General features: G+C 45.7%; 36 protein-coding genes and 1 pseudogene. 6 read left to right on the forward strand and 31 right to left on the reverse strand.

Annotation, left to right across the window (positions count from 1 at the left end):
- Window positions 1–732, forward strand: coding sequence for a nuclease-related domain-containing protein (locus ACOTX5_RS19590; protein ID WP_000338612.1), 732 nt, complete (start codon window positions 1–3; stop codon window positions 730–732).
- 286 nt (window positions 733–1,018) lie between these two features.
- On the opposite strand, the gene ACOTX5_RS19595 is transcribed toward ACOTX5_RS19590, so the two are convergent.
- From ACOTX5_RS19595 to ACOTX5_RS19645, 11 genes are all read right to left on the reverse strand, one after another.
- Entirely contained in the window at window positions 1,019–1,372 is a 354-nt protein-coding gene (locus ACOTX5_RS19595) for a hypothetical protein (RefSeq protein ID WP_000210769.1), read from the reverse strand.
- Window positions 1,373–1,437: 65 nt separating this feature from the next.
- A complete protein-coding gene (locus ACOTX5_RS19600; RefSeq protein ID WP_001091367.1) occupies window positions 1,438–1,722 on the reverse strand; it encodes a hypothetical protein in 285 nt (94 codons plus the stop codon).
- Window positions 1,723–2,078: 356 nt separating this feature from the next.
- Window positions 2,079–2,378, reverse strand: a complete 300-nt coding sequence (locus ACOTX5_RS19605; RefSeq protein WP_000442693.1) for a hypothetical protein — start codon at window positions 2,376–2,378, stop codon at window positions 2,079–2,081.
- Window positions 2,379–2,810: 432 nt separating this feature from the next.
- Window positions 2,811–3,179, reverse strand: a complete 369-nt coding sequence (locus ACOTX5_RS19610) for a hypothetical protein (protein ID WP_000537761.1) — start codon at window positions 3,177–3,179, stop codon at window positions 2,811–2,813.
- A 225-nt stretch (window positions 3,180–3,404) separates the two neighbouring features.
- On the reverse strand, window positions 3,405–3,941 hold the full coding sequence (locus ACOTX5_RS19615) for a hypothetical protein (RefSeq protein WP_000800251.1): 537 nt from the start codon (window positions 3,939–3,941) through the stop codon (window positions 3,405–3,407).
- A 67-nt stretch (window positions 3,942–4,008) separates the two neighbouring features.
- Window positions 4,009–4,446 carry a hypothetical protein gene (locus tag ACOTX5_RS19620; RefSeq protein ID WP_000286108.1) on the reverse strand — a complete coding sequence of 146 codons (438 nt, stop codon included), beginning with the start codon at window positions 4,444–4,446 and terminating at the stop codon, window positions 4,009–4,011.
- A gap of 44 nt (window positions 4,447–4,490) precedes the next feature.
- Window positions 4,491–4,787, reverse strand: coding sequence for a hypothetical protein (locus tag ACOTX5_RS19625; RefSeq protein WP_000856246.1), 297 nt, complete (start codon window positions 4,785–4,787; stop codon window positions 4,491–4,493).
- 134 nt (window positions 4,788–4,921) lie between these two features.
- Entirely contained in the window at window positions 4,922–5,623 is a 702-nt protein-coding gene (locus ACOTX5_RS19630; protein WP_000237191.1) for a hypothetical protein, read from the reverse strand.
- A gap of 314 nt (window positions 5,624–5,937) precedes the next feature.
- The gene (locus ACOTX5_RS19635; RefSeq protein ID WP_000708863.1) at window positions 5,938–6,219 is read right to left on the reverse strand and encodes a hypothetical protein; all 282 of its coding nucleotides are present in this window, start codon (window positions 6,217–6,219) and stop codon (window positions 5,938–5,940) included.
- A 65-nt stretch (window positions 6,220–6,284) separates the two neighbouring features.
- Window positions 6,285–7,469: a hypothetical protein gene (locus tag ACOTX5_RS19640; protein ID WP_001272971.1), complete on the reverse strand. Its 1,185-nt coding sequence runs from the start codon at window positions 7,467–7,469 to the stop codon at window positions 6,285–6,287.
- Window positions 7,470–7,885: 416 nt separating this feature from the next.
- Window positions 7,886–8,062, reverse strand: a complete 177-nt coding sequence (locus ACOTX5_RS19645; protein WP_001371930.1) for a hypothetical protein — start codon at window positions 8,060–8,062, stop codon at window positions 7,886–7,888.
- Between the two features lie 510 nt (window positions 8,063–8,572).
- On the opposite strand from ACOTX5_RS19645, the gene ACOTX5_RS19650 reads away from it, so the two are divergent.
- From ACOTX5_RS19650 to ACOTX5_RS19670, 5 genes are all read left to right on the forward strand, one after another.
- Window positions 8,573–9,517 carry a DUF5417 domain-containing protein gene (locus ACOTX5_RS19650; protein ID WP_000778029.1) on the forward strand — a complete coding sequence of 315 codons (945 nt, stop codon included), beginning with the start codon at window positions 8,573–8,575 and terminating at the stop codon, window positions 9,515–9,517.
- Window positions 9,518–9,612: 95 nt separating this feature from the next.
- Window positions 9,613–10,215, forward strand: coding sequence for a hypothetical protein (locus tag ACOTX5_RS19655; protein WP_001371889.1), 603 nt, complete (start codon window positions 9,613–9,615; stop codon window positions 10,213–10,215).
- A 59-nt stretch (window positions 10,216–10,274) separates the two neighbouring features.
- On the forward strand, window positions 10,275–10,625 hold the full coding sequence (locus ACOTX5_RS19660; RefSeq protein ID WP_000743059.1) for a hypothetical protein: 351 nt from the start codon (window positions 10,275–10,277) through the stop codon (window positions 10,623–10,625).
- A gap of 46 nt (window positions 10,626–10,671) precedes the next feature.
- A complete protein-coding gene (locus ACOTX5_RS19665) occupies window positions 10,672–10,875 on the forward strand; it encodes a hypothetical protein (RefSeq protein WP_001015183.1) in 204 nt (67 codons plus the stop codon).
- A 281-nt stretch (window positions 10,876–11,156) separates the two neighbouring features.
- On the forward strand, window positions 11,157–11,477 hold the full coding sequence (locus tag ACOTX5_RS19670; protein ID WP_000332796.1) for a hypothetical protein: 321 nt from the start codon (window positions 11,157–11,159) through the stop codon (window positions 11,475–11,477).
- A 608-nt stretch (window positions 11,478–12,085) separates the two neighbouring features.
- Here the strand turns inward: ACOTX5_RS19670 and ACOTX5_RS19675 are convergent.
- The 20 genes and pseudogenes from ACOTX5_RS19675 to ACOTX5_RS19770 form a co-directional block, all read right to left on the reverse strand.
- Entirely contained in the window at window positions 12,086–12,205 is a 120-nt protein-coding gene (locus ACOTX5_RS19675) for a type I toxin-antitoxin system Hok family toxin (protein ID WP_223152483.1), read from the reverse strand.
- Window positions 12,153–12,263 (reverse strand): annotated as a pseudogene (locus ACOTX5_RS19680) (DUF5431 family protein); the annotation flags it as partial. The pseudogene ACOTX5_RS19680 and the gene ACOTX5_RS19675, both read right to left, overlap by 53 nt.
- Before the next feature lie 335 nt (window positions 12,264–12,598).
- Window positions 12,599–13,204 carry a hypothetical protein gene (locus ACOTX5_RS19685; RefSeq protein ID WP_000137794.1) on the reverse strand — a complete coding sequence of 202 codons (606 nt, stop codon included), beginning with the start codon at window positions 13,202–13,204 and terminating at the stop codon, window positions 12,599–12,601.
- Window positions 13,205–13,420: 216 nt separating this feature from the next.
- Complete coding sequence (locus tag ACOTX5_RS19690) at window positions 13,421–13,702, reverse strand: hypothetical protein (protein WP_000703842.1); 282 nt, start codon at window positions 13,700–13,702, stop codon at window positions 13,421–13,423.
- Between the two features lie 145 nt (window positions 13,703–13,847).
- A complete protein-coding gene (locus ACOTX5_RS19695; RefSeq protein WP_000802040.1) occupies window positions 13,848–14,024 on the reverse strand; it encodes a hypothetical protein in 177 nt (58 codons plus the stop codon).
- Between the two features lie 53 nt (window positions 14,025–14,077).
- The gene (locus ACOTX5_RS19700; RefSeq protein WP_000633161.1) at window positions 14,078–14,389 is read right to left on the reverse strand and encodes a hypothetical protein; all 312 of its coding nucleotides are present in this window, start codon (window positions 14,387–14,389) and stop codon (window positions 14,078–14,080) included.
- A 222-nt stretch (window positions 14,390–14,611) separates the two neighbouring features.
- Window positions 14,612–14,812 (reverse strand): hypothetical protein, encoded by a 201-nt coding sequence (locus ACOTX5_RS19705; protein ID WP_000814953.1) that lies wholly within the window; start codon window positions 14,810–14,812, stop codon window positions 14,612–14,614.
- Between the two features lie 39 nt (window positions 14,813–14,851).
- A complete protein-coding gene (locus tag ACOTX5_RS19710; RefSeq protein WP_000551490.1) occupies window positions 14,852–15,076 on the reverse strand; it encodes a hypothetical protein in 225 nt (74 codons plus the stop codon).
- A gap of 54 nt (window positions 15,077–15,130) precedes the next feature.
- On the reverse strand, window positions 15,131–15,334 hold the full coding sequence (locus ACOTX5_RS19715; protein ID WP_000781547.1) for a hypothetical protein: 204 nt from the start codon (window positions 15,332–15,334) through the stop codon (window positions 15,131–15,133).
- Between the two features lie 552 nt (window positions 15,335–15,886).
- Window positions 15,887–16,378: a DUF3085 domain-containing protein gene (locus ACOTX5_RS19720; RefSeq protein ID WP_001371932.1), complete on the reverse strand. Its 492-nt coding sequence runs from the start codon at window positions 16,376–16,378 to the stop codon at window positions 15,887–15,889.
- A gap of 4 nt (window positions 16,379–16,382) precedes the next feature.
- The gene (locus tag ACOTX5_RS19725) at window positions 16,383–16,694 is read right to left on the reverse strand and encodes a DUF957 domain-containing protein (protein ID WP_001165367.1); all 312 of its coding nucleotides are present in this window, start codon (window positions 16,692–16,694) and stop codon (window positions 16,383–16,385) included.
- Between the two features lie 516 nt (window positions 16,695–17,210).
- Window positions 17,211–17,531, reverse strand: coding sequence for a hypothetical protein (locus ACOTX5_RS19730; protein ID WP_000071366.1), 321 nt, complete (start codon window positions 17,529–17,531; stop codon window positions 17,211–17,213).
- Between the two features lie 178 nt (window positions 17,532–17,709).
- Window positions 17,710–17,937: a hypothetical protein gene (locus ACOTX5_RS19735; protein WP_000336109.1), complete on the reverse strand. Its 228-nt coding sequence runs from the start codon at window positions 17,935–17,937 to the stop codon at window positions 17,710–17,712.
- 174 nt (window positions 17,938–18,111) lie between these two features.
- Window positions 18,112–19,005 (reverse strand): hypothetical protein, encoded by an 894-nt coding sequence (locus ACOTX5_RS19740; protein WP_000252081.1) that lies wholly within the window; start codon window positions 19,003–19,005, stop codon window positions 18,112–18,114.
- A complete protein-coding gene (locus ACOTX5_RS19745) occupies window positions 18,995–20,107 on the reverse strand; it encodes a toxic anion resistance protein (RefSeq protein ID WP_000609386.1) in 1,113 nt (370 codons plus the stop codon). The genes ACOTX5_RS19740 and ACOTX5_RS19745 overlap by 11 nt, the downstream gene beginning before the upstream one ends.
- Entirely contained in the window at window positions 20,104–20,913 is an 810-nt protein-coding gene (locus tag ACOTX5_RS19750) for a toxic anion resistance protein (RefSeq protein WP_000368643.1), read from the reverse strand. The genes ACOTX5_RS19745 and ACOTX5_RS19750 overlap by 4 nt, the downstream gene beginning before the upstream one ends.
- A 570-nt stretch (window positions 20,914–21,483) precedes the next feature.
- Window positions 21,484–22,095: a DUF6012 family protein gene (locus tag ACOTX5_RS19755; RefSeq protein ID WP_001371923.1), complete on the reverse strand. Its 612-nt coding sequence runs from the start codon at window positions 22,093–22,095 to the stop codon at window positions 21,484–21,486.
- Window positions 22,096–22,205: 110 nt separating this feature from the next.
- Window positions 22,206–22,739: an HNH endonuclease gene (locus ACOTX5_RS19760; protein ID WP_000241452.1), complete on the reverse strand. Its 534-nt coding sequence runs from the start codon at window positions 22,737–22,739 to the stop codon at window positions 22,206–22,208.
- A gap of 54 nt (window positions 22,740–22,793) precedes the next feature.
- Entirely contained in the window at window positions 22,794–22,988 is a 195-nt protein-coding gene (locus tag ACOTX5_RS19765) for a hypothetical protein (RefSeq protein WP_000159617.1), read from the reverse strand.
- Window positions 22,985–23,296 (reverse strand): hypothetical protein, encoded by a 312-nt coding sequence (locus tag ACOTX5_RS19770; RefSeq protein ID WP_000172888.1) that lies wholly within the window; start codon window positions 23,294–23,296, stop codon window positions 22,985–22,987. The genes ACOTX5_RS19765 and ACOTX5_RS19770 overlap by 4 nt, the downstream gene beginning before the upstream one ends.
- Between the last annotated feature and the right edge of the window lie 50 nt (window positions 23,297–23,346).

Here is a 23,346-nt window from a genome sequence, read left to right on the forward strand (position 1 = left end):
ATGGATGCTTTCAATCTGCTGTGGAGCATTACGGGGGTAGCTTTCATTATCCTTATTTTCGTCGTGTTGCTGTGTCTGTTGGGATTTATGACCTCTGCCATAGCGGAACGGCGGACTGCAAAGGCAATTGAATCTGGGCTTCCTGAAGAAGCTCAGGGGCTACTTAGTGATCTCACCTTTCAGTTGTCGGCTCATAGCACTACGCAGGTTGATCACATTCTCGTAGCCCCACATGGTATATACGTCATAGAGCAGAAAAACTACGTAGGCAAGCTCTACGGTACTCTGGAGGAAAGCCACTGGCGGAAATGGACTCAGTCCCGAACCCTCAAGTTGCAGAACCCGTTTAAGCAAAACCAGGGGCACATCAGGGCTATTCAGTCTGCTCTTAAGGCTAGAGAACTGGAATGTATCAATGTCGTCATCATAAACGGACGTTGTAAGTTTGATGGCATCAAGCCGGAATGGTTATGTATGGGGATGGACGATTTTATCCATAAAGTCAAACAACGACGAGGGCTACGGTTGTTCACACCGGAGTCTGTTCAGCACATCTGTTCGGTGTTGAAGTCAACAAGGAAGTCGCCAGGGCTCTATACGGACCTTACTCATATTCATAACATAACGACAAAGTACAAAGCCCCGATGAAATTCGAGCAACGAGTAACATACATTCTGCTCAACTTTATCCATTATCTGTGGGCAAGTCTGTTCACTAAGCAGAAGCCTTAGCGCTCTATCATTGGTAAGGCTGTAAAATGTCTGCAAAAGGCCCCATCGGTAAATTGTTGGGGCTTTTTCTTTGCGTAGTTCTGATACGGTTTATCCTGTGGAGCATTATGGCCACCAGCCAGCTGGTGACTGGCCAACGCTTTGTATGACGTAGCCTACTCAGGGCAGGCTATTTTAGAGGGACCGATTTTTATCCGGGCTAATTTAGAAAGAGATAATTTGAACTTAGGCGGGCTGACCACCAGCAGAGAGGTAAATCACTAGCCGGTGATATTGACAGAAGTCGTCAGGGGTTTAACGCCGGAATATTTTGCCAGGCCTCCTGCAAGGTCTGCAAGACTTCTACAAGTGATAGTGACGGCCACAGGACTGTTTCCGTCATTATCACTCCAGGTGGCTCGCACTCTACTGGTACCAGAATTAAAACAACACGAGTTCCTTTTACCTGGTAGGCAAGGTTTACTGCCGGTTGGCGGTAGGAGGCCAGTACACCCTCACCATATTGAGCAGGGTTACTTGCCCAGTTCCGCACCATTGCATACACCTGAGGCATATACCGACTATCCAGATCCCCTTTGGGCCGTCTGAACGGCACGATTTCTTCTGAGCGGTAGGTGGTCGTTGTTGTATTGGTTGTCATCTTTGTCACCTCCCCTGTTCGTCCATTTAGAGTTTTAAGCTGCTTTACACATCACACTCAACTGATTATTTAAGCTGGTCATCGTCTCTGGCCAGCATAGCCCAACCATTCGCCTGGTTTTCGCGGGAGTAAGGATTCATTTCAAAATAACTATCTACCGCGTCGCTGTCCGCAACAGAACTGTTGTTAGCTCTCTTTGAACCCTGAACCACTACAGCATCAACCTCTGCGGCTTTCCCGTTGCGCTGTACCAGGATTTTAACCGTATTGGGCTTACGTCTTGCGAGCAGTTTGTTGGCGATAAAAAGCACAACAATCCAGGCCAAAAGCACGTATAAAAATGTATTCATAATGCCCTCCTTTGTATGTGATTATTATACCTGCTTCCATTGCAGGCCAAACAGGTTCGGTGCATGAAAAATAGACTTCTCTCCGGCGTATAGCAATCTACTTACTGATCTGTTTTCGTATCAAACTGTATGGCATAACCGAGGGGCGTACGTGGTGAGTCAGAAAGTTACTTTTCCGTAATAGTTAATTTCAGATCCTTCTTCCAGTTACGCTTCAGTATAAAACCGATACCCTCTAATTCAGCATCCTTCACGTTTAATACGCTTCACTTTAAGGCAGGGCTTTTCGGTTGAAATGAATTCTTTTTCCGGTTGCTGGACATAGGTTTCATCCTGATAGTTAAAGTTGCAGGCTATCAGTCACCACCACCACCTCCGTCACCTCCTCCACCGCCACCATCACAACCACCAGCTATGCTATTTTCACCATTACAATCACCTCCGAGGGGGTTCAAATGGCTGCTCCCCTGTAGATGGTGTCCTTGCCAGATCGAACCCGAACCAGCGCCTCCTGAGCGTCTTTGCTTGCCCTGAGGCAATTGTGCAGGCTCACCAGCACCGGCGGTACCAAAAATGTCCCGGGCAATTTTATAAAGAAGGTAAAAAGGTACGCCCAGCATCATAAAAAAGATTACTGAAAATATTACACGTTCCATTGATGATCTCCTGTCTTGTGAGAGACCAGTTATATCAGGGTGATTCAGTATTTCCGTTTAGAAAAGAGTACTAATTTGGCCCTGTTCGCTCTTAATTTGCCATCCGGGAAAAAGTCATAGGGATAGGCCTGCCAGAGTCAATAACTTCCAGTGATCTGGAGGAGACCCCGGCTCTCTGAGCCCTCATGGATGGTACGGCTTTACCCCTTGTAAACAGATTCACGTTCCGCAGGACAAACATCGACTACTGACGTCTCATATTTGCTGACGCTAATCCGACGTCTCATTGCCGTCTGCTTGTTTTCTTTAAAGGGTGTATTAGACGAATATCAAATCGGAATGGTAGGGGATGTGTGGGCACCATGCCCGGCCCTCTTTGAGCATCTGAGAGATTGGAGACCTAGCCGGGTAAGATAGCTACTTTCTTACGGGTTACCCTTCAAATCCAAAGACGAAACGGACGCTGCCGTTCTCCACGTGGAGACGCTTTACTTCTTCGACAAATTCCTGGATCACCTCTCCGGCGTTATCGGGTGGTATGGCTGACAAAATTTCTTCCGAAGTCAGCCATGAGTATGAATGTTCACCGAATAAATCATCATCTTCGGACGGTATATCATCAGGTAATCCGCGTAATGCGTGGATAAAAACTGCTGATGTGCTCGCCCTTTCACGATCTACATCAAATCCGAGCCAGGCAAAGTGGAGATATGATCGGTCCCCTTTATAATTGCTTGATAAATTAATCCATTTACCAGGCTTTTCTTCCCTTTGAAATCGCCAGCAGATATCAACGCCCATTAAGAAACTCCATTACTATCGTTCGTATGAGATAACTATCATTTCAGAATACTATGACTTCTTCCCGTATAGAACTAATCGCTCACGCCATTTAGCTACTTACTTTTTTTACGTACGCTTGCAGCGCAGTACCTTGAGAGAAGTAAGTAAGACTGGGCGAAGCCAACCGGTTCCGCCACCTCGCTCACCGGCTTTTAGGCGTAAGCACTGAAGTCAGCCTCCATGCTAACTGGCGAGCCTGCGAAAGTCAGACTCGTTGTTATAAAGCGGCATATCGTAAGCAGTGTCTGAAATGAACATTCGGATCTGCTCAAGCGTCATGCCACAATGAAAACGGGTTACGCTCACATTGGCCCGGGGGAAGTCAGCACAAAATGCATTCAAAACATTCTCATGGACAATACCAATGTTGATTAACGCAGCTGGCCCGTTGTCACGGAAAGATACGACACGGAATCCCCCATACCAGCCTGACTGGGAGAAAAATGAAAATGCACTCGTTGCCAGACCATTAGACAGGTCATAGCGCAATTTCCCGCTCAGAGACTGGCTGTCTCTGCTGTACACGCGATTAATGAAAATGCCGGGACCAACTTCTACCGGCTGCTTGTTGCTTGCTAAACACGGAAAGCCCACCAGCGAAACCTCCCTTTCTCCTAACCAGTTTACCTGATACCCGGCAGTGAGAAAGTCAGTCAGTTCTACGCCAGAAAGAGCATTAATGGCCGCAATATCGGTATCCAAAATATTTACGTTTTTCATATTCATCTCATCTATATTCTAAAGTGCGTTTTTTGTCTATCAGCCCGAGGATTGAAAATTTGAATATTTAATGTGACAGAAAAATACCTGTCACCTTTTCAAAAACTGCCTGCAATTGAATATCGAGAGAGTCCATTTTAAAATCCACCAGCTCAGCTTTATTATCGCAAACCGAATAAAAATAGGAGTCAAATGCGTCTGTATCTTCATCTTTAAAAATACGGAAGGAATTAATTTTATTATGCCCTTCAAATTCGGCATGAATACCATAGCGAACCGAGCCGTCATCGAACTGAACAACCCGTCGTACAGAATTAATCCGGACGTACTGTTTTAAGGCCCTCGCGAAATCGGCATTTAACGCCAACGCTCGTAAGATTGAATCAGCGGTTTCATTCTGCTTTTTACGATCATATTCAAACATCCCACAGCCGGTGTTACGAAAGACCGGCTGAAGAGCATTAACCAGGTTGAAGGAATCCACGTTTCTGTCGTTTCTGTACATGAGATATCTCCTGCCCCTCCGCTATACGAAGGGGCTTGATAGGGTTACTGCCAGGCTGCGATCACTTCTTCGCACTGGAAATGAGATAAGCACTGCTGGAGTAAAAGGGCCAGCACCGCTGTGTTAGGGACGCGATTGTTACACCACGCGTTGAATAGCAGCTGCCATGGACCGGCATAATACCCGGCCAGTTTCTTTTTTTGTTTATCTGTGCAGCAGCTGGAAATGGCCTGCTGATAAAGGCTTTCATTCTCGGCACCAGAGCGTTGTTGCAGTGCCTGATAAATATAGGAGTAGACAGAATCGGAGCAATTAGATGCATAGGCCAGATTGGTTTTCATAATACCTCCTGTGTTTTTGGGTATTATATAAAACTCCGACCTACTGGCTAATAACCCACACTGTAATTTCTTTTAAAAACACAATAAATTTTCAAAATTGGACCAGTGTGGATTTAAGCGAGCAGTTTAAATCTTTATGAACTAGCTTTCAAAGAGGTTGGTTTTTCGGGAAGTTTTTTGCCAGACCAGCATGTTGGTTTTTTTTCTGTAGTGCAGATTAGCTGGTACCTGCCCCTTCTTACCTCTTTGAGCAATGACTGTTTGAAATATGGTAAGCCCAGTTCAAAAACCCAGTAACGACCGTCTGCAAAAACGACTGAATTTTCAACGCCATCCGAAGCCACCAAGGATGCATCATTAAGTAGACGTTCTTCATAATGAAATGGTAATGAAAATGTCAGATATAACGCACAAAGTACAAAGATTCCTGTGAGACTAACTGCCAGTGAACCACAATAACCAGAATAAACATTTAAATTTCTTTTGATAAATTTCTCATGCAAGATTACAAGCAGACAGAATACACAAGCTACCAGCCCAAATCCTACATGCAGATAAAACTGTCTTATTTCATCATTCCAGACGATGTTGTCCCATTTCGTGCTTAAGATTGAACCCAACAAGGAGATAATAAAAGCGGCAATTTGAGAACTGATAAAGTAGGAGAAAGCTGACTTTGAAGTTATTTTTTTCATAGAAACAGGAACCTCTTTACCTCGTTCCTGATCAGAGAAAAGACACAAAACGCACCATGCGCAAAAAACTGCAAGTCCAGATGCAATAATCTCGCGTAAAAACATATTAAACGTTTCCGATAATGAATAAGTAATTACCATATCCTCTCCGTAAGTCTACATATAATTCAGACGTGACAAATAATTAAAGGCATTGCTATTCTATCATTATGCATTGCGTTTAAAATCATTTCTAATTCAGCAGAGTAGCGATACAGGCATTTCGCTATCCTAAAATCTGGTAGCTTTCCATTTCCTTGCTGAGATAAATCAAAATAATTCTATTTATTGCCTATTCGGATGCTGCAAAACCTTATAAATCCGGATGTATATCACTTAACAGTGAACCATTCGGTGACTTGCTCTCCGTGAGGTCCACCGGGTTTATCCAGTAGGGAACATTCTGCTTTTACCGTTTACTGCATACGCGAGCAGGAATTCTGTTGCAGTTCTGCATTTGCCTGCTTTTCCAGTGCTGTCATAACCCGGCGGAGCATCGCCAGAGCCTGAACAGGCGAGCTCCCAAACTGCACTTTCACTTCATCCGTATCATGATCCTGAATCAGGTCGAGGATGTTCACTTCGATCCCTGCCCCGTTTTCATCTTTTGCCGTGCACTGAATACTTACCCGGGTCACCGAATCCGTCAGGACTGGCAGTGGGTTAGTCTTGTCTACGTTGATAAAAGCCTTCTTCATTGCCCTGTTTCCCCTTGTCCTGAAAAAGTTACCGACCCGTCCGGATGGAGGGGTCGGTCAGAAAATCATGCCTGTCCCTTATTCATCTTCTCAGCATGCTTACGCAGGTACTCTTTCAGGTCAGCATGAGCATTGATGATATCGTTCATTTCATCATTGGTCAGAACAAGCGTGTAAGTATCAGTGCTGACAGATTCACCTTCTTTAAGCTTGGCTTCTTCAGCAATACGTTCAAAAATCGGGATCGCGGTGTCGGCAATGACGGTCACGGTCTTTTTGTTCAGAACGCTGGACATGGATGGTGCTTTACCTGCCGGGTTCTGTTTAGGAGCGCTGTCCTTTGGAGCCGGAGCTGGTTCCTGTACCGGTGGCGTAACCAGCGTCTCTGTATTGCTTTCATCATTCAGTTGATCCGGTACCGGGGTGTTAACGGTAGCATTACCTGCCGGTTGCTCATCACCGGAGTTTTCCGGAGTCTGCGGATCTGCCATGCGCTCTTCTACCTTGGCAGCTTTGACGAATTTCAGCGTGTTTTTCGTCGCTTTACCATAGATGGAGATCGCCTTGTTGATGTTATCTACCGCATCCTCACCGCTGTACATATACTCGTCCAGCGCAACGTACATGCTCACCTGATCGCTCACAAGCATGGTCTGTAGTTCAGAAGGCAGGTCCAGTACGCGAACCATCTGGCGAAGATGCTGCTCTGATTTACCACGTTTTTTTGCCAGTTCCGCAAAGGTCTTAGGCTCTTCTTTATCTTCAACAAGACGCTTAATTGAAAGCGCTTCAGCTACGACAGACAGCGCCAGGTTGGAGTTGCCGGTCAGGGTGAAGAGTTCTGCTTTTGAAGCGCTACCGCGAAACTCTTCGCAGCGAATACGAGTAATGCGTTCACGCCCTTCTGCTTCCAGCTGGCGGTTTGCAATAGCGATGGAACGGATACGGCAAGCCCCCTGACGCAGTACAGGTACGCCATTAACCATCTGAACAACGATAGGCGTCACGCTGAACGGGTCTTCCATGTAGGCATCGGCCAGGCTGTTCAGGTGTTCCACAACGTGAGGCATTGAATAGTAGAGCTCGCCCATACCGGCCGTGCGGGTGTTAAAGCCTTCCTGCTCTACAACAACCGAAGGGTCAATGATAAGGCCGTTACCTTTACGGGCACCGTTACCAGTGCGTTCCAGGTAACCACGAAGGCTGATTTCGTTGCTGTTGTTTTTTACTTCAGTTTCGATTGCGGACATTTTTGTTCTCTCTTTTGGTTGGTTGTTTAACTGCGCTACAACACAACAATACCAGGTTCGACATTTTTTCTAATAGGTTGCACAGAAGAAAAAGTAACTTTTCTTAAAAAAAATTCCTGAGACAATACTACTCGATCCGTCCGTTTTAAATCTTCACAACAGTGGGCCGTTTTTACGTTTAAGCAAAATAGCTGGTTCAGAAGGTGAGTCGGAGAGAAAAGTTACTTTTCCGGTTGTCTGGGCCAGTGATGAGAGAGTGGCAGGACAGGAATGGCTAAACCGGTGCGGGTCTCTTGTAAGTCGCAGGGGATTGAGGAGATATAGAGGTAAACCGGTACGTTCAGTTTTTGGATTGAGCCGGGCTTTTGGCCCGGGCTTAAGGAAGCGGAAATTTGAACGAACTGGCAGGTAATGATTTATGCCGCCGACAGCTGGCCGTCAGTGCTTTGCTGTTCTGGTTTGACAGTTGGGGGATAACCGGCAGTTAGCCGCTGGCATTCCGCATCACAGAAAGCCCTGAGGTTGCTGAAGACGGACTCCATGAAATCAGCATGAGCATACGAGTCTACAGGACGTGTCTTGTTATCTTTCATCTTGTTCTCCTCAATCATTATTAAAACCAGCGGATTTAGTTCCTGGCGCTCCATCTGCTGACCGGCTTTCCCAGAGAGCAGCGATGTGTCGGGTTCTGTTTCTCATTTTATCGTTTTCATCGGGCCCATCCGGCCGTATAAGAGACCGATTTGGCATGTTTAAGAAACGTACTGGCGACATTAAAAGCTGAGGTTGGCTTTGGAATAAAAGGATACTTTTCCCGTTTGTCAGGTCTTTCGCTACCGCTGCACGATGATTCTGTCAGGCATTCTGCGCCCTCCTTGGCTGTACATCTTGAAACAAGCGGTGGGATGTTCCCTTCCCCCTGCTCACCGCAGAATAATTGGCAAGTCCCGACGGTCGTTCCGTACGAGCCGGGTCCAAATAATGAATAAATACAACGCCACTTCAATTGTATTGACAATAGAAGTTAGGAGGATCATAGTGTCATTCATGGTGCGGCTTTCGCACCACCGCCCCGGCGGTACCGGGCAGAACTGGAGTACCTCATGAAACTTTCCCGTCAGACGACTTCTGATACTTCTGTTGATGGCCGTTCACGCGCATATGCCTGGGGCCGTGTCCATTATTTCATTATCGAACATGCACCAATGGCTGAGCTGGTCGCTATTGACGAGCTGCTGGAAAAAGCTGGCTGGAGCAATGACGGCTGTCCGAACTATGAGAAAGATGACGAGTTTGGTAATGCTGGTTACAGCTGTGGTTACTGGATCGATATTGACAGCGTGGGAAGCTTCAAGGCTGACTACAAACGTCTTAAGGGTGAGATTAGTGCGCATATCGCCTCAAAGGCGGCAGAGGTGGAGATCCGCGTACTGGACTCGATGTCCGACAAAGAATGTAAAGATGTTGCCTCGGTGGCATGTACTGTTCGCCGTGACTTACGTACGCAGTCCGAATCGCTTCATTCACTGCGTACTATCGTAACGGTTGATCATTACAATCCCTATGTGATCACCAGCCGCCCGCTGAGCATTTCCGCCTGGACACTTATCCACGACTGTCTGAAAACCGGCACCATCAATGACGTCTGTTCACGGTTGAGTTCATTAATCCTGCACTCTGAAGCCGCGATTGCCCGTTGTAAGGGAAGCTCCGACTACTCTTCGGAACACGCTCAGCTATCGTTTTTTGCTGGTAACGACTATGTCACCAGACGCACCCTTGTTGATGCAGCTCACGAAGAGGCTCTGCGAATGAACCGCCGCTTTGATGAACGTATTGCAATGAACGCGGATTCTGATGCCAGAAGGCTCCAGTGCGAATTCAACCTGAGCAACCATGTCGTACAGCGTCGGACCGTTGAATCTGCTCATATCCAGGCAATCAACGAAGACGTCACCCGTTCACAGGCGGAACCACGCTGCCCTGGAAAGCTTCTTCTGAAAATGACCAGTCATGAGGAAGTGCGGGACTCACTGAGCACCTGTTAGTCCAGCGACACCCCCTGCGGCTCTACTACCGGGCCGCAGTCTGCTCCGGCCAGATGGTGCCAGTGGCGTAATGAATTTGTTTAATAAGGCTGAGTATGATGAATAAAGAACAACTAATCGACAAACTGGAACGCGTGGTATGTGGTCAGTACTCCTACGAAATGCAGGAGCTTGCGTATTCGGCCCTCTGCTGCATTAAAGGCACCCCGGACGACTGCGCTAAGTTCCCTGTTACGCGTCCGCTGCCTGACACCTTAGTGGACGTATGGGACGAGATCGGGCAATACCTTGGCACAGGCAAAGCCATTGAAACTCGCAGTTGCGGCGTTTCGCTTCTGCTTCATGGACACTGCTACGATTCAAATCATGTGCTGTACTGGCGCAATGCTGGCGCACTTCCAGCAGCTTGCGATACGCCACTGGCTGGTGGGTCTCGCAAACTGTTCACCTGCTCAGCCTGTGGAGTGGACGGTCTGGATGAACCACCTGAAACCAGTTGCCACTGCTGCACAGAGGGGGCCCACTGGATTGAGAGCAGGCTCTTCACCTCCGGGCAGGCAGACCCTGAAGAATTTAGACCCGTGGCGGTCGTGAAAGAGTGTGCAGGCTCAACGCCGGATGATCGGCTCATCTGGAGCGTGATTGAACAGCTCAACGGCGAACTGGCGGAAGGCGATAAACTATTTAAGCGACGCTGACAGATCACGTCAGCATTTATATCAGACGAACTCCAGAATAATTTAAAGCAACCATGAACATGAAAAAGCCCAAAGCTGCATTACAGAATGCCATGAAAGAAGATGTGCCAGCTGTGACACAGATTCAGATGCGATCTACGGTTTCCAGAAAGGTTCGCTATGTAAAACAGGCAAATCGAGAGGGTCTGAAATTATCTGAGTGGATGTCGCGGCATCTCGACGCTGTCTGTGATACCGCAGATGAGATTCATAAAGGCAAACGCTCAACTCCGGTTGCGCCTGGGAAGATTCCCCCTGAGGTATACCAGGTGATATACGATCAGTGCGGCGGGTTCGTGGAGTGTGATGCTAATGCCCAGGTAATCTGGGAAGCCTGCCGTGATGCCATTCTTAACGGAGACAAAGGGTAAACGGCAGGTATCGCCTGTCATTTTTACCCTTGTGAGGAAAATCCTGATGAACCATGAGAGCCGAACTGTATACCTGAACACGGCCATTGAGGCCCTGTTGAAAGCTGAGGCGGCTCTGAACGAGCTGGCATTAGCCTATGTACTCAAACCAGGTGAAAAGGCAAGCGCATGCCATCCCCGAACCGGTACGCTTTCCACAGCTTCCCAGGTAAGAAAACTTCGCCGTGTTCTAGAAAAAAACAAGTTATGACGGCCCTTATACGCTGGCATAATGTACCGTGCTTCGCTCATCCCAGCAGTATGGGTTTTAAACTCTTCCATTTTTAAGAGTACGGGAAGAGCCTTATTATTGTCGCATACCCTACGGATGCATTGCAGTTCAAACCGCTGTTCGGTGCAATTATTGCTGTATCCGGCGGATTTGAAAATGACAGAAATAGTGATGTAAAGCTCCGCCATTAAAGAAATGCCCCGTAGTTTGGCGAATCAACTTTCTGAATTATCTCGATGAACACCATTTAAGGAAATCGAATGTGTGATTTTTGCAGGGCTGACGAAAATTACTTTCATATGGCAGAATGCGTGTATGACCAACTGGTTAAAGAGTATCCCGTAATGTGGCTGCGGGATTCAACCCGGATCGGGGCCTGCTACCTCTGTCGAGAACTGCTGTCGCCGGAGGGGATGGTCCTGGCGATGCAGAGCGCTTTCCCTGCGAAGGGATGGCGGCTGCGTATTTGGTACAATGAAACCATTGACGAAGAGATAGAACCGCAGCGTGGAGACTGTATTGAGCTGTCCTCCAGGGCGGACGCTCTGCTGTCCTTCATGTCGTTCCAGGAAAAGGTTTAGCGCTGCGGCCCCCCTCACAAAAAGGCGCTTTCCGCGACAAATCTGGTACGACCGGACAACGTTGAGTCAATTCTTGCTTCCCCGCAGAAGAATCCCTATGAAGTAAAGTAGAGGTAGGCATTACGCCCACCAGCAAACCTGATAACTGTTCTTTGCGTAACATCCTCAAACTTCTGGTGCCTTCGTAGACTGCGATGCGAATGCCCATGAGCTGAATTCACCGTATCATTTGACCGGATGCAGCGAGAACAGAAATGACAATGTTTGAACGATTTGCCAGACGGCCATAAAACTCTACTGGGTACAGAATAAGGACTGACCGCAATGGCTACGTTCTATGAGCTACCGACCAGTGAGAAGTCCATTGTTTCCGGTACGTGCCCGGACGAGCACCGGTGAAATTTTTCCCGACTGGATTACGCTAAGGCTTTTGAACGGTTTGCGTGAAGTGGGACTCTTTGGGTCTGGTTCTTGATTTATACAAAAGGCTATATGCCACAAGACGGGAGGAAAAAAGGGTTTCCCCGACTGGAGAAACCCTTTCAAAAGGTGCCGATGGCATACTAATCCACACCCCGAAAAGAGGGGGTTGCCCCCCTCTTTGTCAGCTACTTACCGGATTCGTAGGCCAGGATAGCAGATACCTCCCTTGTTCCGTCTTTCATCCGCAACTCGCAAAGCGAGTTTCGTGTGAGCCAGGTGAATATCAACAGCGTTAAACAAACTATTAATATGCACAAAACAATGGGTTGGTTCGGCATTTTCATGGCCTTCTTCTCCTTGCATTTAAGCAGGCAAGAGGCTACTCTGAATGTGACTAGCATACAGGGGCCTCGGGTTAATTGAAAAATTACTCGGGGCTTTCTGCTTTTACCACAGTCAAACAGTGTTACCGCTGGCTGGGGCAAAAGCCTCCAGCACCAGCGTTATTATACCACCCTGCCCTGATCAGCCAAACACCCCGCCTACATAAATTACTGATTTTTCATTTATTTGACATGATTCACTTCCGGTTGTCGGCGAAAGTCATTTTATACTAAAGAAAAGGGTAACGGGCAGCTGCTGGGTCGGAACATACAGTGCAGTTCCTGCCCGTTTAATTTCCGGATGCAATGGTAGGATCAGGAGGCACTGCTTCCGTTGATTAGGGAAATCTTATGTGCCTGAATACGGCTGTATTCGAGATGGGATGCAATATTACAGATGCGCTCCAGTCGATCATGCAGCCTCGTGTAGGTCAGTCGATGAATACCGGACATTTCATCAAGTAGCCAGCGCTTGATGTAAGGGTTACAGGAAAGCCGGGCAAGATCGTCGTCATCCACTTCGTCAAAGAACCAGTACTGCTCCATCGGGACTACCTGAAATATCCACGGCCGGGGATAGTCCCCTGTGACAACCAAAAACCATGCAAGAAAGCATAGACACAGCTCAACGACCATAAGCATCGAAAATTGCGAATAACTTAGACCGGGCACATAGGGTGAACTATCCGCAACATACCCCCTGAGCAATTCCGCCACAAGGTAGCCCAATAGCGTCAAGGCCAGCATCAGGGTCAGGATTAATCCCCCATTAAACGCTACCGAAGCCTTTTGAACCCGATCAGGTGCTGTCCGGCTGCGATAGTTGGTCACTACTCTTTCTACAAGTGCCCTTATGGCAGCCTGTTCTTTACTGACATCAGCTCCGGAAAAACCGGACGGGCTTTTATTTAATTCAGTCATACCCCACTCCTGTTATGTGCTCTACTTAACAAACACGTAGATCATACAGAGCTCACGGACGCACTCCTGCCAGATAAAGGAGGGAATTTGGCTGTAAGACGGTTAGCCAACAGTTCAGGTTATGCGTGGGATCCGCCCAGTCAGAAAGGATTCCGTTAATAACAGGCAAGGTTAAAGGCAGATGGACGGTGAAATTGTGGGTGCTAAAAGGGGGTATTACTCTTTTTCCTGCATAGCGGTTTTTTCAGCCCGGGTGGCCAGACGAACATTTCCGAAAGGCTCACGGACAAGCAGTGGCTTCTCCTTCTTCCAGCCCCTGATAGCCGTTTCTCCAAACCGACGTGGTGCATTGCCGTTCCAGCGAGCAATCACATGGTTATCATGAATTTCAATAATGACAACGGGGTGGACAATGACCGTTGAAATGGTGGTATTTCCCATTTTGGTACGGGTTACAGACCAAACCTGCATCCCGGATTCCAGCTGGCTGATTTTCATATTATATCCTTAAGCCATCACGAACTGCGCCACAAACAATTAATGTGGCGCAATTTACCATAAACAATAAACATCAGATACCCGTGAAAAGATTTCCCTTTATTTTAAAATTCTTCTGGAGAAAAAATGATATTTCCAGAAGAGGTCAGCGAAATTCAGAAACGGCCATCACAATGGTGCTGCGCTGACGCTGGCGTTCTGCCTTGCGCTGCCTGCGGCGATAGATCTGTTTTGCGCTGACGTAAGGGCAGTCCTCACGGGTATACCAGCAGCAGCCGCAAGGTTCGGGCCGGGGTTTTCCGGCAAGTCCAAATGGTTTCATCAAGTCACCTTTTTAATGTTTTTAATGGAAAGATACTTACCTAACCCATTGTTTTATAGGAAATAACGTTGTTGCATAAACAGATACAGATAACCCTCAGGAGAAAACATGCAAAGGTTATCAGTGATAACCGCGTCCAGATACCGAGTGTCAGTCTGTAAACGTTTTATCACCAGAAAATGTGCTGCCGCAGCCTTAATGCCAGAACTACCGTTTACAACATTATGTATACCCGCTTTGAATAACGAACGAGCATGAATTACCTTTTCCCGGGCCGCTTCGATCTCAGCATTAATAACGCATTGCCGCGCCTGGATGACTGCCTCTCCGGTTAAATCGCGGAAATTCATTAGAGATGTGATCATGATTGACTCTCCAGATTATGTGGAATCATTATAACAACTGGCACCACGCCACAAATAACCTGAGATAAATTCTTTGAAATATTCCTATATATAAGGAATTACAGTCGGAAAAGAAACAATGAAATAGCGCCGACCGCTTAAAATCGATAAATTAAAATGGACGGCACTGGAATGAAAAACTGAAAGTAGTAAGACCGTAATTATCCTTCACGGATGTAAGCTTTAAAAGAGGAGTACTGGCAAAGCTTTGCCAAGTACTTCGGCGGTTGTGTCTACGATTTTACGGATGTCATCGATCTGCGAAGGCTTATTCAACACCACCGTAAAAAGCTCTCCTTCGTTATCAGCCTGCTCGCAGTTTCCGTATCGGCTCCCGTCGTACAGCTGCACAATACGTGACATAGAAGACTTTGTTTGTTTCATGGCTTTGCACCTGCTTTTAGGCAGTTTGGTTACTGGTTATCAGAAGCTGGTTTCATGCGCTTCCGGCTGGGACACGAACTGGTATTTGACGCCGCCAGGCACACCTACTGCTTCGGCAATAGAGTCGCAAAGCCGCGATAAATCATTTAGTGTCATCGGATATTCAATATCTACTGAATATAAAGCACCTGCATTTTCAGCATCTTCGATGTTTTTATACTGGGCACTAAATATAGCAATGGTCTGAATTTCGTGGTTATGCATGAACCGGTCCTTATTAAATTATAAAAGCCACCCGAGAGTGGCCTGAGTGGAAACTTAAATCTGTGAAGTATATTTGAGAGATTTTTTGCGATCCAGATGCCGGGCAACAATGGTTCCGATAACAAGTAGCGTGATGACCGCACTGAAGAAGGTGCTGTCAGGGACGCCCTGGAAAAAATCACTGAAACTGTAAACAATAAAAATCAATGCGCAAAAATAGAAAACGATACGAACATAAGGGGTAAAAAACATTTTCATCGGTTGCCTTCCATTCAGGGAGAATTCTCAGTAATTACATCACACCTGAAGAGAAACTATTTTCGTATAAATGAGCATTTTCGACATATCAGAGGGGGGTTTTACTCATAAATGAGGTAGTAAGGGTCACACTTGAGATGAAAGTTACTTTCCTGGCTGCGAACGAACTATCTCAAATGTTAGAGGTGTGCGTTCGCCTTAAGAGCTTCATGCCCTGAGGAGCTCAACTTGAGCCGATAGTATAAACCTGGCTCCAGATGCCTTACTGGCTGGCATAACTCCACGAGGCCCAGCCGGAACAGGACCGGAGAGCTCCTGCACGTCACATCATCAGGATTCCCCATAAACGTACGCCGTTCTCTGGCCCGTCTGAAATTGCCAGAGATATCATAGATCGTGCCGGATGCCATCCGTCTTAACACGTAAATCTGCGCCCTTGTAAGCTTCTGGGCGGAACTGCTTAAACCTGACATACCTTCCCGGCCTTATATAAAACAATCCGCCAGCAGCTCGACTGGCGGACAATGTTTGACTGGATACAGCAAGGACATACTATTTGCTGACAAGTTTGATATTGGTTTCACTCATTCGAAGTCGAAACTCCTGAAAACCCTGCTCTACCGCTAACTCCAGCCACTCAACGGGAATGGTATAGCTACAATCAGACCCACCCAAAGCGGCATCACAAGCGTAATCCCAGTCCTCATCCAGTTTTGGATTCATCCCCTGGGCGTAAGCCACAGTATCGCGGGATGCGGGAGAGCCCTCAAGCTCAGCATTAGTGATCAGGTATACACCATGACTGTGCGCGAGAAGCACTTTTGGCACCAGATGTGTGCTGGCAATTTTTGAGGATGAGGGAAAGAAAACCCTACCAGCTTTACGCGCCTCTTCTTCAGTCTGTCCCTCAGCGTTAAGGAGGGCTCCCCCCGGATAGCATGCCGGGTCATAGATCTGATCTGGGGTGACCGAAAACGTTTTTGCGGTGCGAATTTCTTCGATCAGTTTATTGATATCTGCCATTTCAAATACGAGAGTGGTCACAGGCTTACTCTCCCTCTTCAGTGGACAACATCAGATACTTTGTTGCCAGCAGAAGCTCTCCCACATCCTTGAGGGACAATTCAGCTTTGCCTTCTACGGCAAGCTGCAAGCGCTGTCGAATTGCATGAACAGAATCTGAAGATAAAGATGCCATTTTGCGCAAAACGGCATTAGCCTTTTCTACAGCAGGATACAGAATTTCTGAGTTGGTATTATCTTCGTCATTATCAAAGATAATTTCAGAATCCATATTGATGTTATCTTCAAGCCAGCTTGAAAGCACTTCAAGTAATGACATCACCTTTTCAATTTGCATATCGCCTCCTCTGTTAACATGAAACAAATATAACAAAGTGGCTTACCCGGCTAATAACCTGAGCAGAAAGTTTTCGAACTTAGTTTGAAAACAAGTTTTCTGCTCAGGTTAATGTTAAAGTCGCTGGGTAAAAGATAAAAGGCACTGAAGATGATTTAAGCATCAAACAGACTAAATAGGATTCCGTCTTTTATAACGCTTTTAAAATAGAATGAATGAAATATAAATTTTGCGTTTAAGAATGAACGCTGTAGAGGATGATTTATCCAGTGATATGCAGTTTGTGGCCTTTAAAAAGGCTTTATTATGGACTTGAATTGCAAAGAGAGCACCGACATTTTTCTGGGGGCTCCCGCAGAGAAAAAGCTGTGAGGTTATGAAGACGTATAGGAGGTATTCGGCGAAATACTGTATGGCCACAGGAGAGCTTCAGCACCCATATCCTGCCGCCTCGCTCGCCTGTGGTGATTTCAATATGTTCTACGTCATACCACGTAGTTGTATTTCTCACTTTGTTTATGCTTCCTGACACCGCGTGAACGCAATCTTCGTCTGGATGCGTTCATAGATGGAAAACTGCCTTTCAATGGAATCGGCATTAGACAGTAATTCATGAAGCTCAGCAGAATCTGTATCAGGAACGATAGCGACAGAAACTCCATATTTACGCCCAGTTCTGATCAGGTGCGCAAGTTTTTCCTTCTCTGATTCTGTGAGCATTGCCAGATCCCTTCCGGATACCTGCTCGATAAATGGACCAAGGTTTTTCGGAAAAAAGGGTTCGGCATCAGAATTATGTACCGGGAGCGTTTGCGGCTTATCGAAGCTATTGGACATGAAAAGAACCTTTATAGTTAGAGAGGTGGAGACTGAATGCGTAGCCCATTAAAATTAGTAGTGCCACACTCGAATGCTAATCATACTTTATGATGGCTATGGTAGGAATGGCCGTCAACTTAAACCGCCAGAAGCGAGCCATTCACCGTTAAAGTAACTTTCCCGTATGATGTTCTTTTTATGGAATGAGTTGTTCACACTCCTCTTTAAGAGCCGCCCTGGAACGAGATCGACAGACTTTGCTTAATGAAGAGCGTAATTGATGTTCATCAACCCCATCAGCGACAAACTGACCAATTTTCTTTTCAAGACGCTGCATTGCCTCATAAAGCTTGGCATCAGTATTATTTTTAAGAAACCTCAGTATATAATCAGCAATAATTTGAACAGGAGTAAAGTTACACATCATGTATCCTTAATAAGTTGTGTAAAAATAAAACCATAAAAAACATAATCAGAAGTAGATTATTATACTTGAGTAAGCTTTTCAGCTAACAAGCTGGAGAAGCAGATTCCGGTAAATTACTACATATTTGATAAAAGTTACTGAATAAAAAAGCCCAGCGTACCGGGCTTTCATTCAATTTGATTCTAAGAATCTGACTCGCCGCCTGATTTTTATACCAAGAAGAGCGAACAAAACGCCAACGAATGCGACGGGACTACCTACTTTAAGACAATTAACCGACGCTTTTGAAAAGGTATGTGATTTAGACATACGTTTTTGCTCATAACGAATCGCAAGTGGTGAGACGGATTTATCTAAAGCTGTCTTTTCCAATGCATAACGAACTTTCACGGGAATATTTGACTGTAATACACCAGACATATACGCCCTAACAACATTCTGTGTTAACTTCACATCTGGCTTGCCGAGTTTTATATGTAGTTGCGCCTTTAAATAGTTTACAGATACCTCTTCGCCTGAGGGCCAATTACTATCATTTAAATATGCGACAAGTTTATCGTATTTTTCATGTTTTACATATTTCTTGATAACCTTTACAGTCGAAGCTGAAGTGGCATCAGTCTCTTCCGAACCTAAAGCAGATGTAAAAACTGACAAGCCGATAAGAAAAGCGCCAGCAATTAGAAGCATCGGGAATATCTCACCTATTTCCTCCCCCTTTAAAATTTTAAAGGCAGTTGAAGAAACTACTAATAGCCCCATAATCCCTAATAGCAACTTAGAATATGTAGTTAGGAAGCCTCCAAATGCATCGCCAAAATCCGAAACCACTAACTTATCTTCACCTTCAGATGAATTGAAGAATGACAAGGGCACATCAATATCAAAGTCCAGAACTGAAGGTGAGAGGTGTAATGACAGCAACCACAAGCAAAGACCAAAAATCATTATCAGCAGGCCCGCACCAAATATCGCGAAACCTGAATTTCTAATCTTTATAGACCGGTGAAAAAGAAATGACAGTTCACGGGAAAAATCGTCACTACTCTTAAGGTTACGCACCATGATCTACCCCTTTTTGTGTCAGTCGGGTGCGCAAATTCTCACGCATGGCAAGAACCTGTTTTTCTGTTTCCCTGAGCTTAATAGCCCCTTCTCTCTGGATTTTAACAACATCGCCAACCGTCTGGATAAGCGTATCCTGCACCTCTTTAAGGGTGCTTATATCAATAACCAGCCGTTGGTTTGCTTTCATAGTTTCTACTGCATTGCGATGCAGTAATTTTGCATTACTACGGAGTAACTCATTGTTGGCATTATCGATATCATTGGCAAGATTTACAGCGTTACGCTGTCCATTTAGAGAAATGGCTAACAGAAACTGACGCTTGAAATTAGGGACAGTAACCTCTTTGACGCTATGAAACTTGTCGATAAGACTTTGGTTATTTGCCTGTATAATCCGTACCATTGGCAATACTTGCATAGCAGACTGCTGAGAAACAACTAAATCGCCAATACGTTTTTCTAAATTAGCAATTAGCGTATCCAGATCAGATACTTCCTGGAACTTAGCAGGATTGTTACCAACATTAGCTCTGAGATTTTCTGCTTTTAATTGTAATTCTCCCAGCCTTAATTTACCGGCAGCAATATGTACACCTGTTAAGTGGTGTTCTTTAACGACTTCATCAAACATTTGCTGGAGCGAAATATTATTAGAACCGAGGCTATTCTGTGTAACTGAAACCTCTGAAACCAGAGCATCGATTTGTTCACGAGTTGATTCAAACTGTGCGGCGAAATTCTTCCCACGGGTGCGGATTTTATCCAACAAAGGGCCAATAACTGGCAGATTTGAACGACTTTCAGTTAAGTTCGAGATGTTTACATTTCTTGCAAGGTTGATAATTTCAGTTAATTTGCTCCCGGCTTCGTCTAAATCTTTATTGCGAATTTGCTCAAGCAGGCTATCCGCATAATTAGCAGTGTTTTCCCCCATTGCCCGGCCAAAACGATAAACTGTTCCTGGATCATCGGCATTAATGCATTCCGCGACGGCTTTAATCTCTTGTTCATCTTGCTCATTCAGCCCGAACTTTTCCAGTTCAGCGGAAGTCAAAGTAAAAGCAACAACCTCAGTTTTGGTGGTCAAATTATTAATCATTTTTGGAATCCCTCTAAATTTTGTCGCAGGCTTTTTAGAAGAGCCTCGTGGGCCTGATTAGCTTTTCTAACAATCGTAGGGTCAGTGTTATTTACTGATAACAGCGAAAGTGTGTGTTGCCGCCATACTGGAACCAGGACTTTTATAGTTTCGTTAAAGCGGTCAGCAATATCTATACAAGTCCCGCGAGTGATTTCCATCTGCATGGCGGCCATTTCATGAGACGCAAGCAGTGTTGCCAGGTTAGCTAAACGTCTGGCAAATCTTTCCCTCGGTTTATCGAAGACAAGGCTTAGATCGTCACTATTTTTTTCTTCGGTAGAATCCCTAAGGAACTCATGGCCTGCCTGGATAAAAATTTTAAGGCGTTTGATTTCTGACACATATGTTTCAAGCAGCTCTTCTAAAGCCAGTAGCGTCTCATTCACATGTGTCAGATATCCGTTCCCCTCATTAATAAGATTTTCCACCTTCTCACGTGCGTGTTGGTAACGAACGCGCTTTTCAAGGTGTTTGCCCGTAAAGCGGGAAAACCAGGATGGATTGCTACTGATAGAACGTGGATCTGCCTCCGCTAAGGCACTTACGATACGGTTCAAGGCTCCTGATAAAGCGGTAACTGCGTCTTTCTCCAGAAGATTTGAATACTTATCCATAGCCTTCGAAGATAAAGCCGAGTCGCCGTAATGGCTTATTGCCCCAGCATTAAGCAGAAGACCGGGTATAAATTCTTCTTTGAGTTCTGCTATCGATATGTTGCTGCTGTCAGTTGAAACGTTCATTTTTGCCTCAAAATGGTTATCCATGACAGCCTATCATTTACCGTTCTGCTGATTTTTCGGTTAAAGCGCCAAAACCTGGGTTTATCCGTTTTCGAGGCAAAAAAATAGAATCTGATCCTCACGTAACCCTTTGCCATTCTGATTAAAGGAGAAGTCCCCTACTGTCTGTGCACTGAATTCAGCACTGGATGAAGTTAGGACATGAAGTGCACATAGATCCCCTGCTTGACCTACCAATCACCGCCTTCAATGTTTAGATCTGGTGACCTTACAGCGACCATTTCTCTAACCGGATGGTCATTGTTGTCGTGGCTGCTCCCCAACAGCAGGCTTACCGTTCCGCTGGCAGAGTAATACATCGCGTCAGGAAAGTGCTCCCTGACCTCCTAAAGCAATTTGTTCATGCTGTTAGTTAAACGATAAAAGCGTCGGGCTGCGTTCGGCATAGCTTCTTCCAGGAGGTCAGAAGCATCAATCTCACGGCCGTTTATAACGCGGAGAATATCTTGCTCATCCATAGGTTACTCCCAGGCAATAAATCAAAGTGGCCAGGCAAAAGGAGACTCGCCTGGCATCAAAAAGAATAAAAGGTCGTTACGAACTGATAATGATGGCCTGGTCAGTTTGAGGAAGTCGGTTTCCTCTGATGAATGCTGGATGGCTTAAACGAGCAGATGACATGGTCATCGCCAGAAATGTCTCTTCACGCGAACGCAGCAATTCCCCCCATGAATAGGTTTCCCATACGTCGTGGGAAAGATCGGATTCCTTTATGTACCTTGACTGCATTGTTGGTTCAAAATCGACGGGAGCTAGACTGTCATAGGATGGATGTACACGGTACCCCAATTCTTCCTCCCTCTGATGGTATGCATGTGCCAAAAGGACATCATGGGAGACCAAGTCATAGTCTTTGTCCTGAACGAGCGTTTTTACGGTATGACTAATTTTTCCAAAGCCTTCAATTTCCCAGATTGTTATCATTGTGAACTCAGTTAAAGTCCGTGGGCTTTTTACCAGAAAGCCATTTAATGCACGTCGCCCCTTCAACATGACAACGTGGTAGGACTTGTTGGGATAAGGTTTCATTGCCACCAGCGAATCAGCTTTAAGCTCAAGTGACAATTCAGGTACAGAAACTGACACGAGAGTACACTTGTTTTTCATATGGTGAAGAATACGGGGCACAAGATGCAGATACATCATTTTCTCCTTTGAAGGATATACCAGGCAGCTCCTCAGCAGCATCAAAATATTTAAATCACTCTTTAATTAGTAAACCACTGCTGATTAACTTCTTTTATGTTTCACAGAAATTATTCGTTTTGTTTCTGTTCGTTATACTGCTCAAACCAGAAGACGACCGGTTTTTCTACAATATGAAGCAACCCAAAACGTTCTGCGGTACGGAAATTCACGCTATATGCGCGAGCCCGTTCAACCTGTTTGGTAATTTCTTTTCTCATTCCTTCAACACTAAAAGCTCCTTTAAAAAGGTTGCAGGGGGCGCATGATGGAAATAAGTTTTCTATAGCATGCAGTTCAGGGTGCATAACCTTACCCGTACTTCGGGCAACATGAGTTACGCCGCTGCCGACAGGGGCTCTCACCAGTTCAAAGTCGCGTCGAACAGGCTCAACATGATCGGCATGCCACCCTTTTTCAGGAAGCTTGCAACCACAATAGGCACAACGCCCCCCAAATTTCATTCGCAGCTCAGCTCGCTGTATTTTAGAGATCTTATTTTTAGGTTTTGAGAACCTACCATCAGGTGATTCAGCTTTGGATAACTTTGCTGAGGGCTCAGGTAATTCAACTAAATTCCCGTTGATATTTATCACCTTGACCATATCATTTTCCGCCTTTACTAAGCTCACGGGCACAGGAACTGGCTTAAGTAACCGCTAAAGATAACAGCCACTGACTGCATCTACCCAGACCTTCTGTTTATACTCAATAGGCCACCCCTCTTTATCTGCCCGGATGACGCAATCATTTACCGTGGTGCGTGACCGGATACGAACATCAAGCGGAAGCGAATCGTTATCCACACGAGCCTGTGCCTCATTTAAAATGCGTAAAAACATCTCTTTGGTCATTCAGATACCCCCTCAACTTTGCGAATTTTGATCAGATGAGGGCGACTCAGTTTACAAAGTTGTTCTGTCGCTTCATCAATCGAATTGAACCGATGAGCCTCTTCGATATTTAAAGTCCAGTATTTCGCTTTCCCTTCTCCCAGATCGGACTCAAAATAATTTCGCTTTACATCCATTTTTTTAGGCCTGCCATTTATCTTGACGACATTATGTCTGTCATCAAAAAGAAATTCGTCCCCCTCAAAAGTGATTAATACAAATGGCCCCTCAGGCTTGGAAGTCCGGGAACTTTCCATTTTCAAAGTCATACTTCAGCCTCTCGATAGAACTCATGAAACGTCAAATTAAAATGGACTCA

This window comes from Enterobacter cloacae complex sp. IR5441 (assembly GCF_049238215.1).
GTDB classification, from domain to species: domain Bacteria; phylum Pseudomonadota; class Gammaproteobacteria; order Enterobacterales; family Enterobacteriaceae; genus Enterobacter; species Enterobacter hormaechei_C.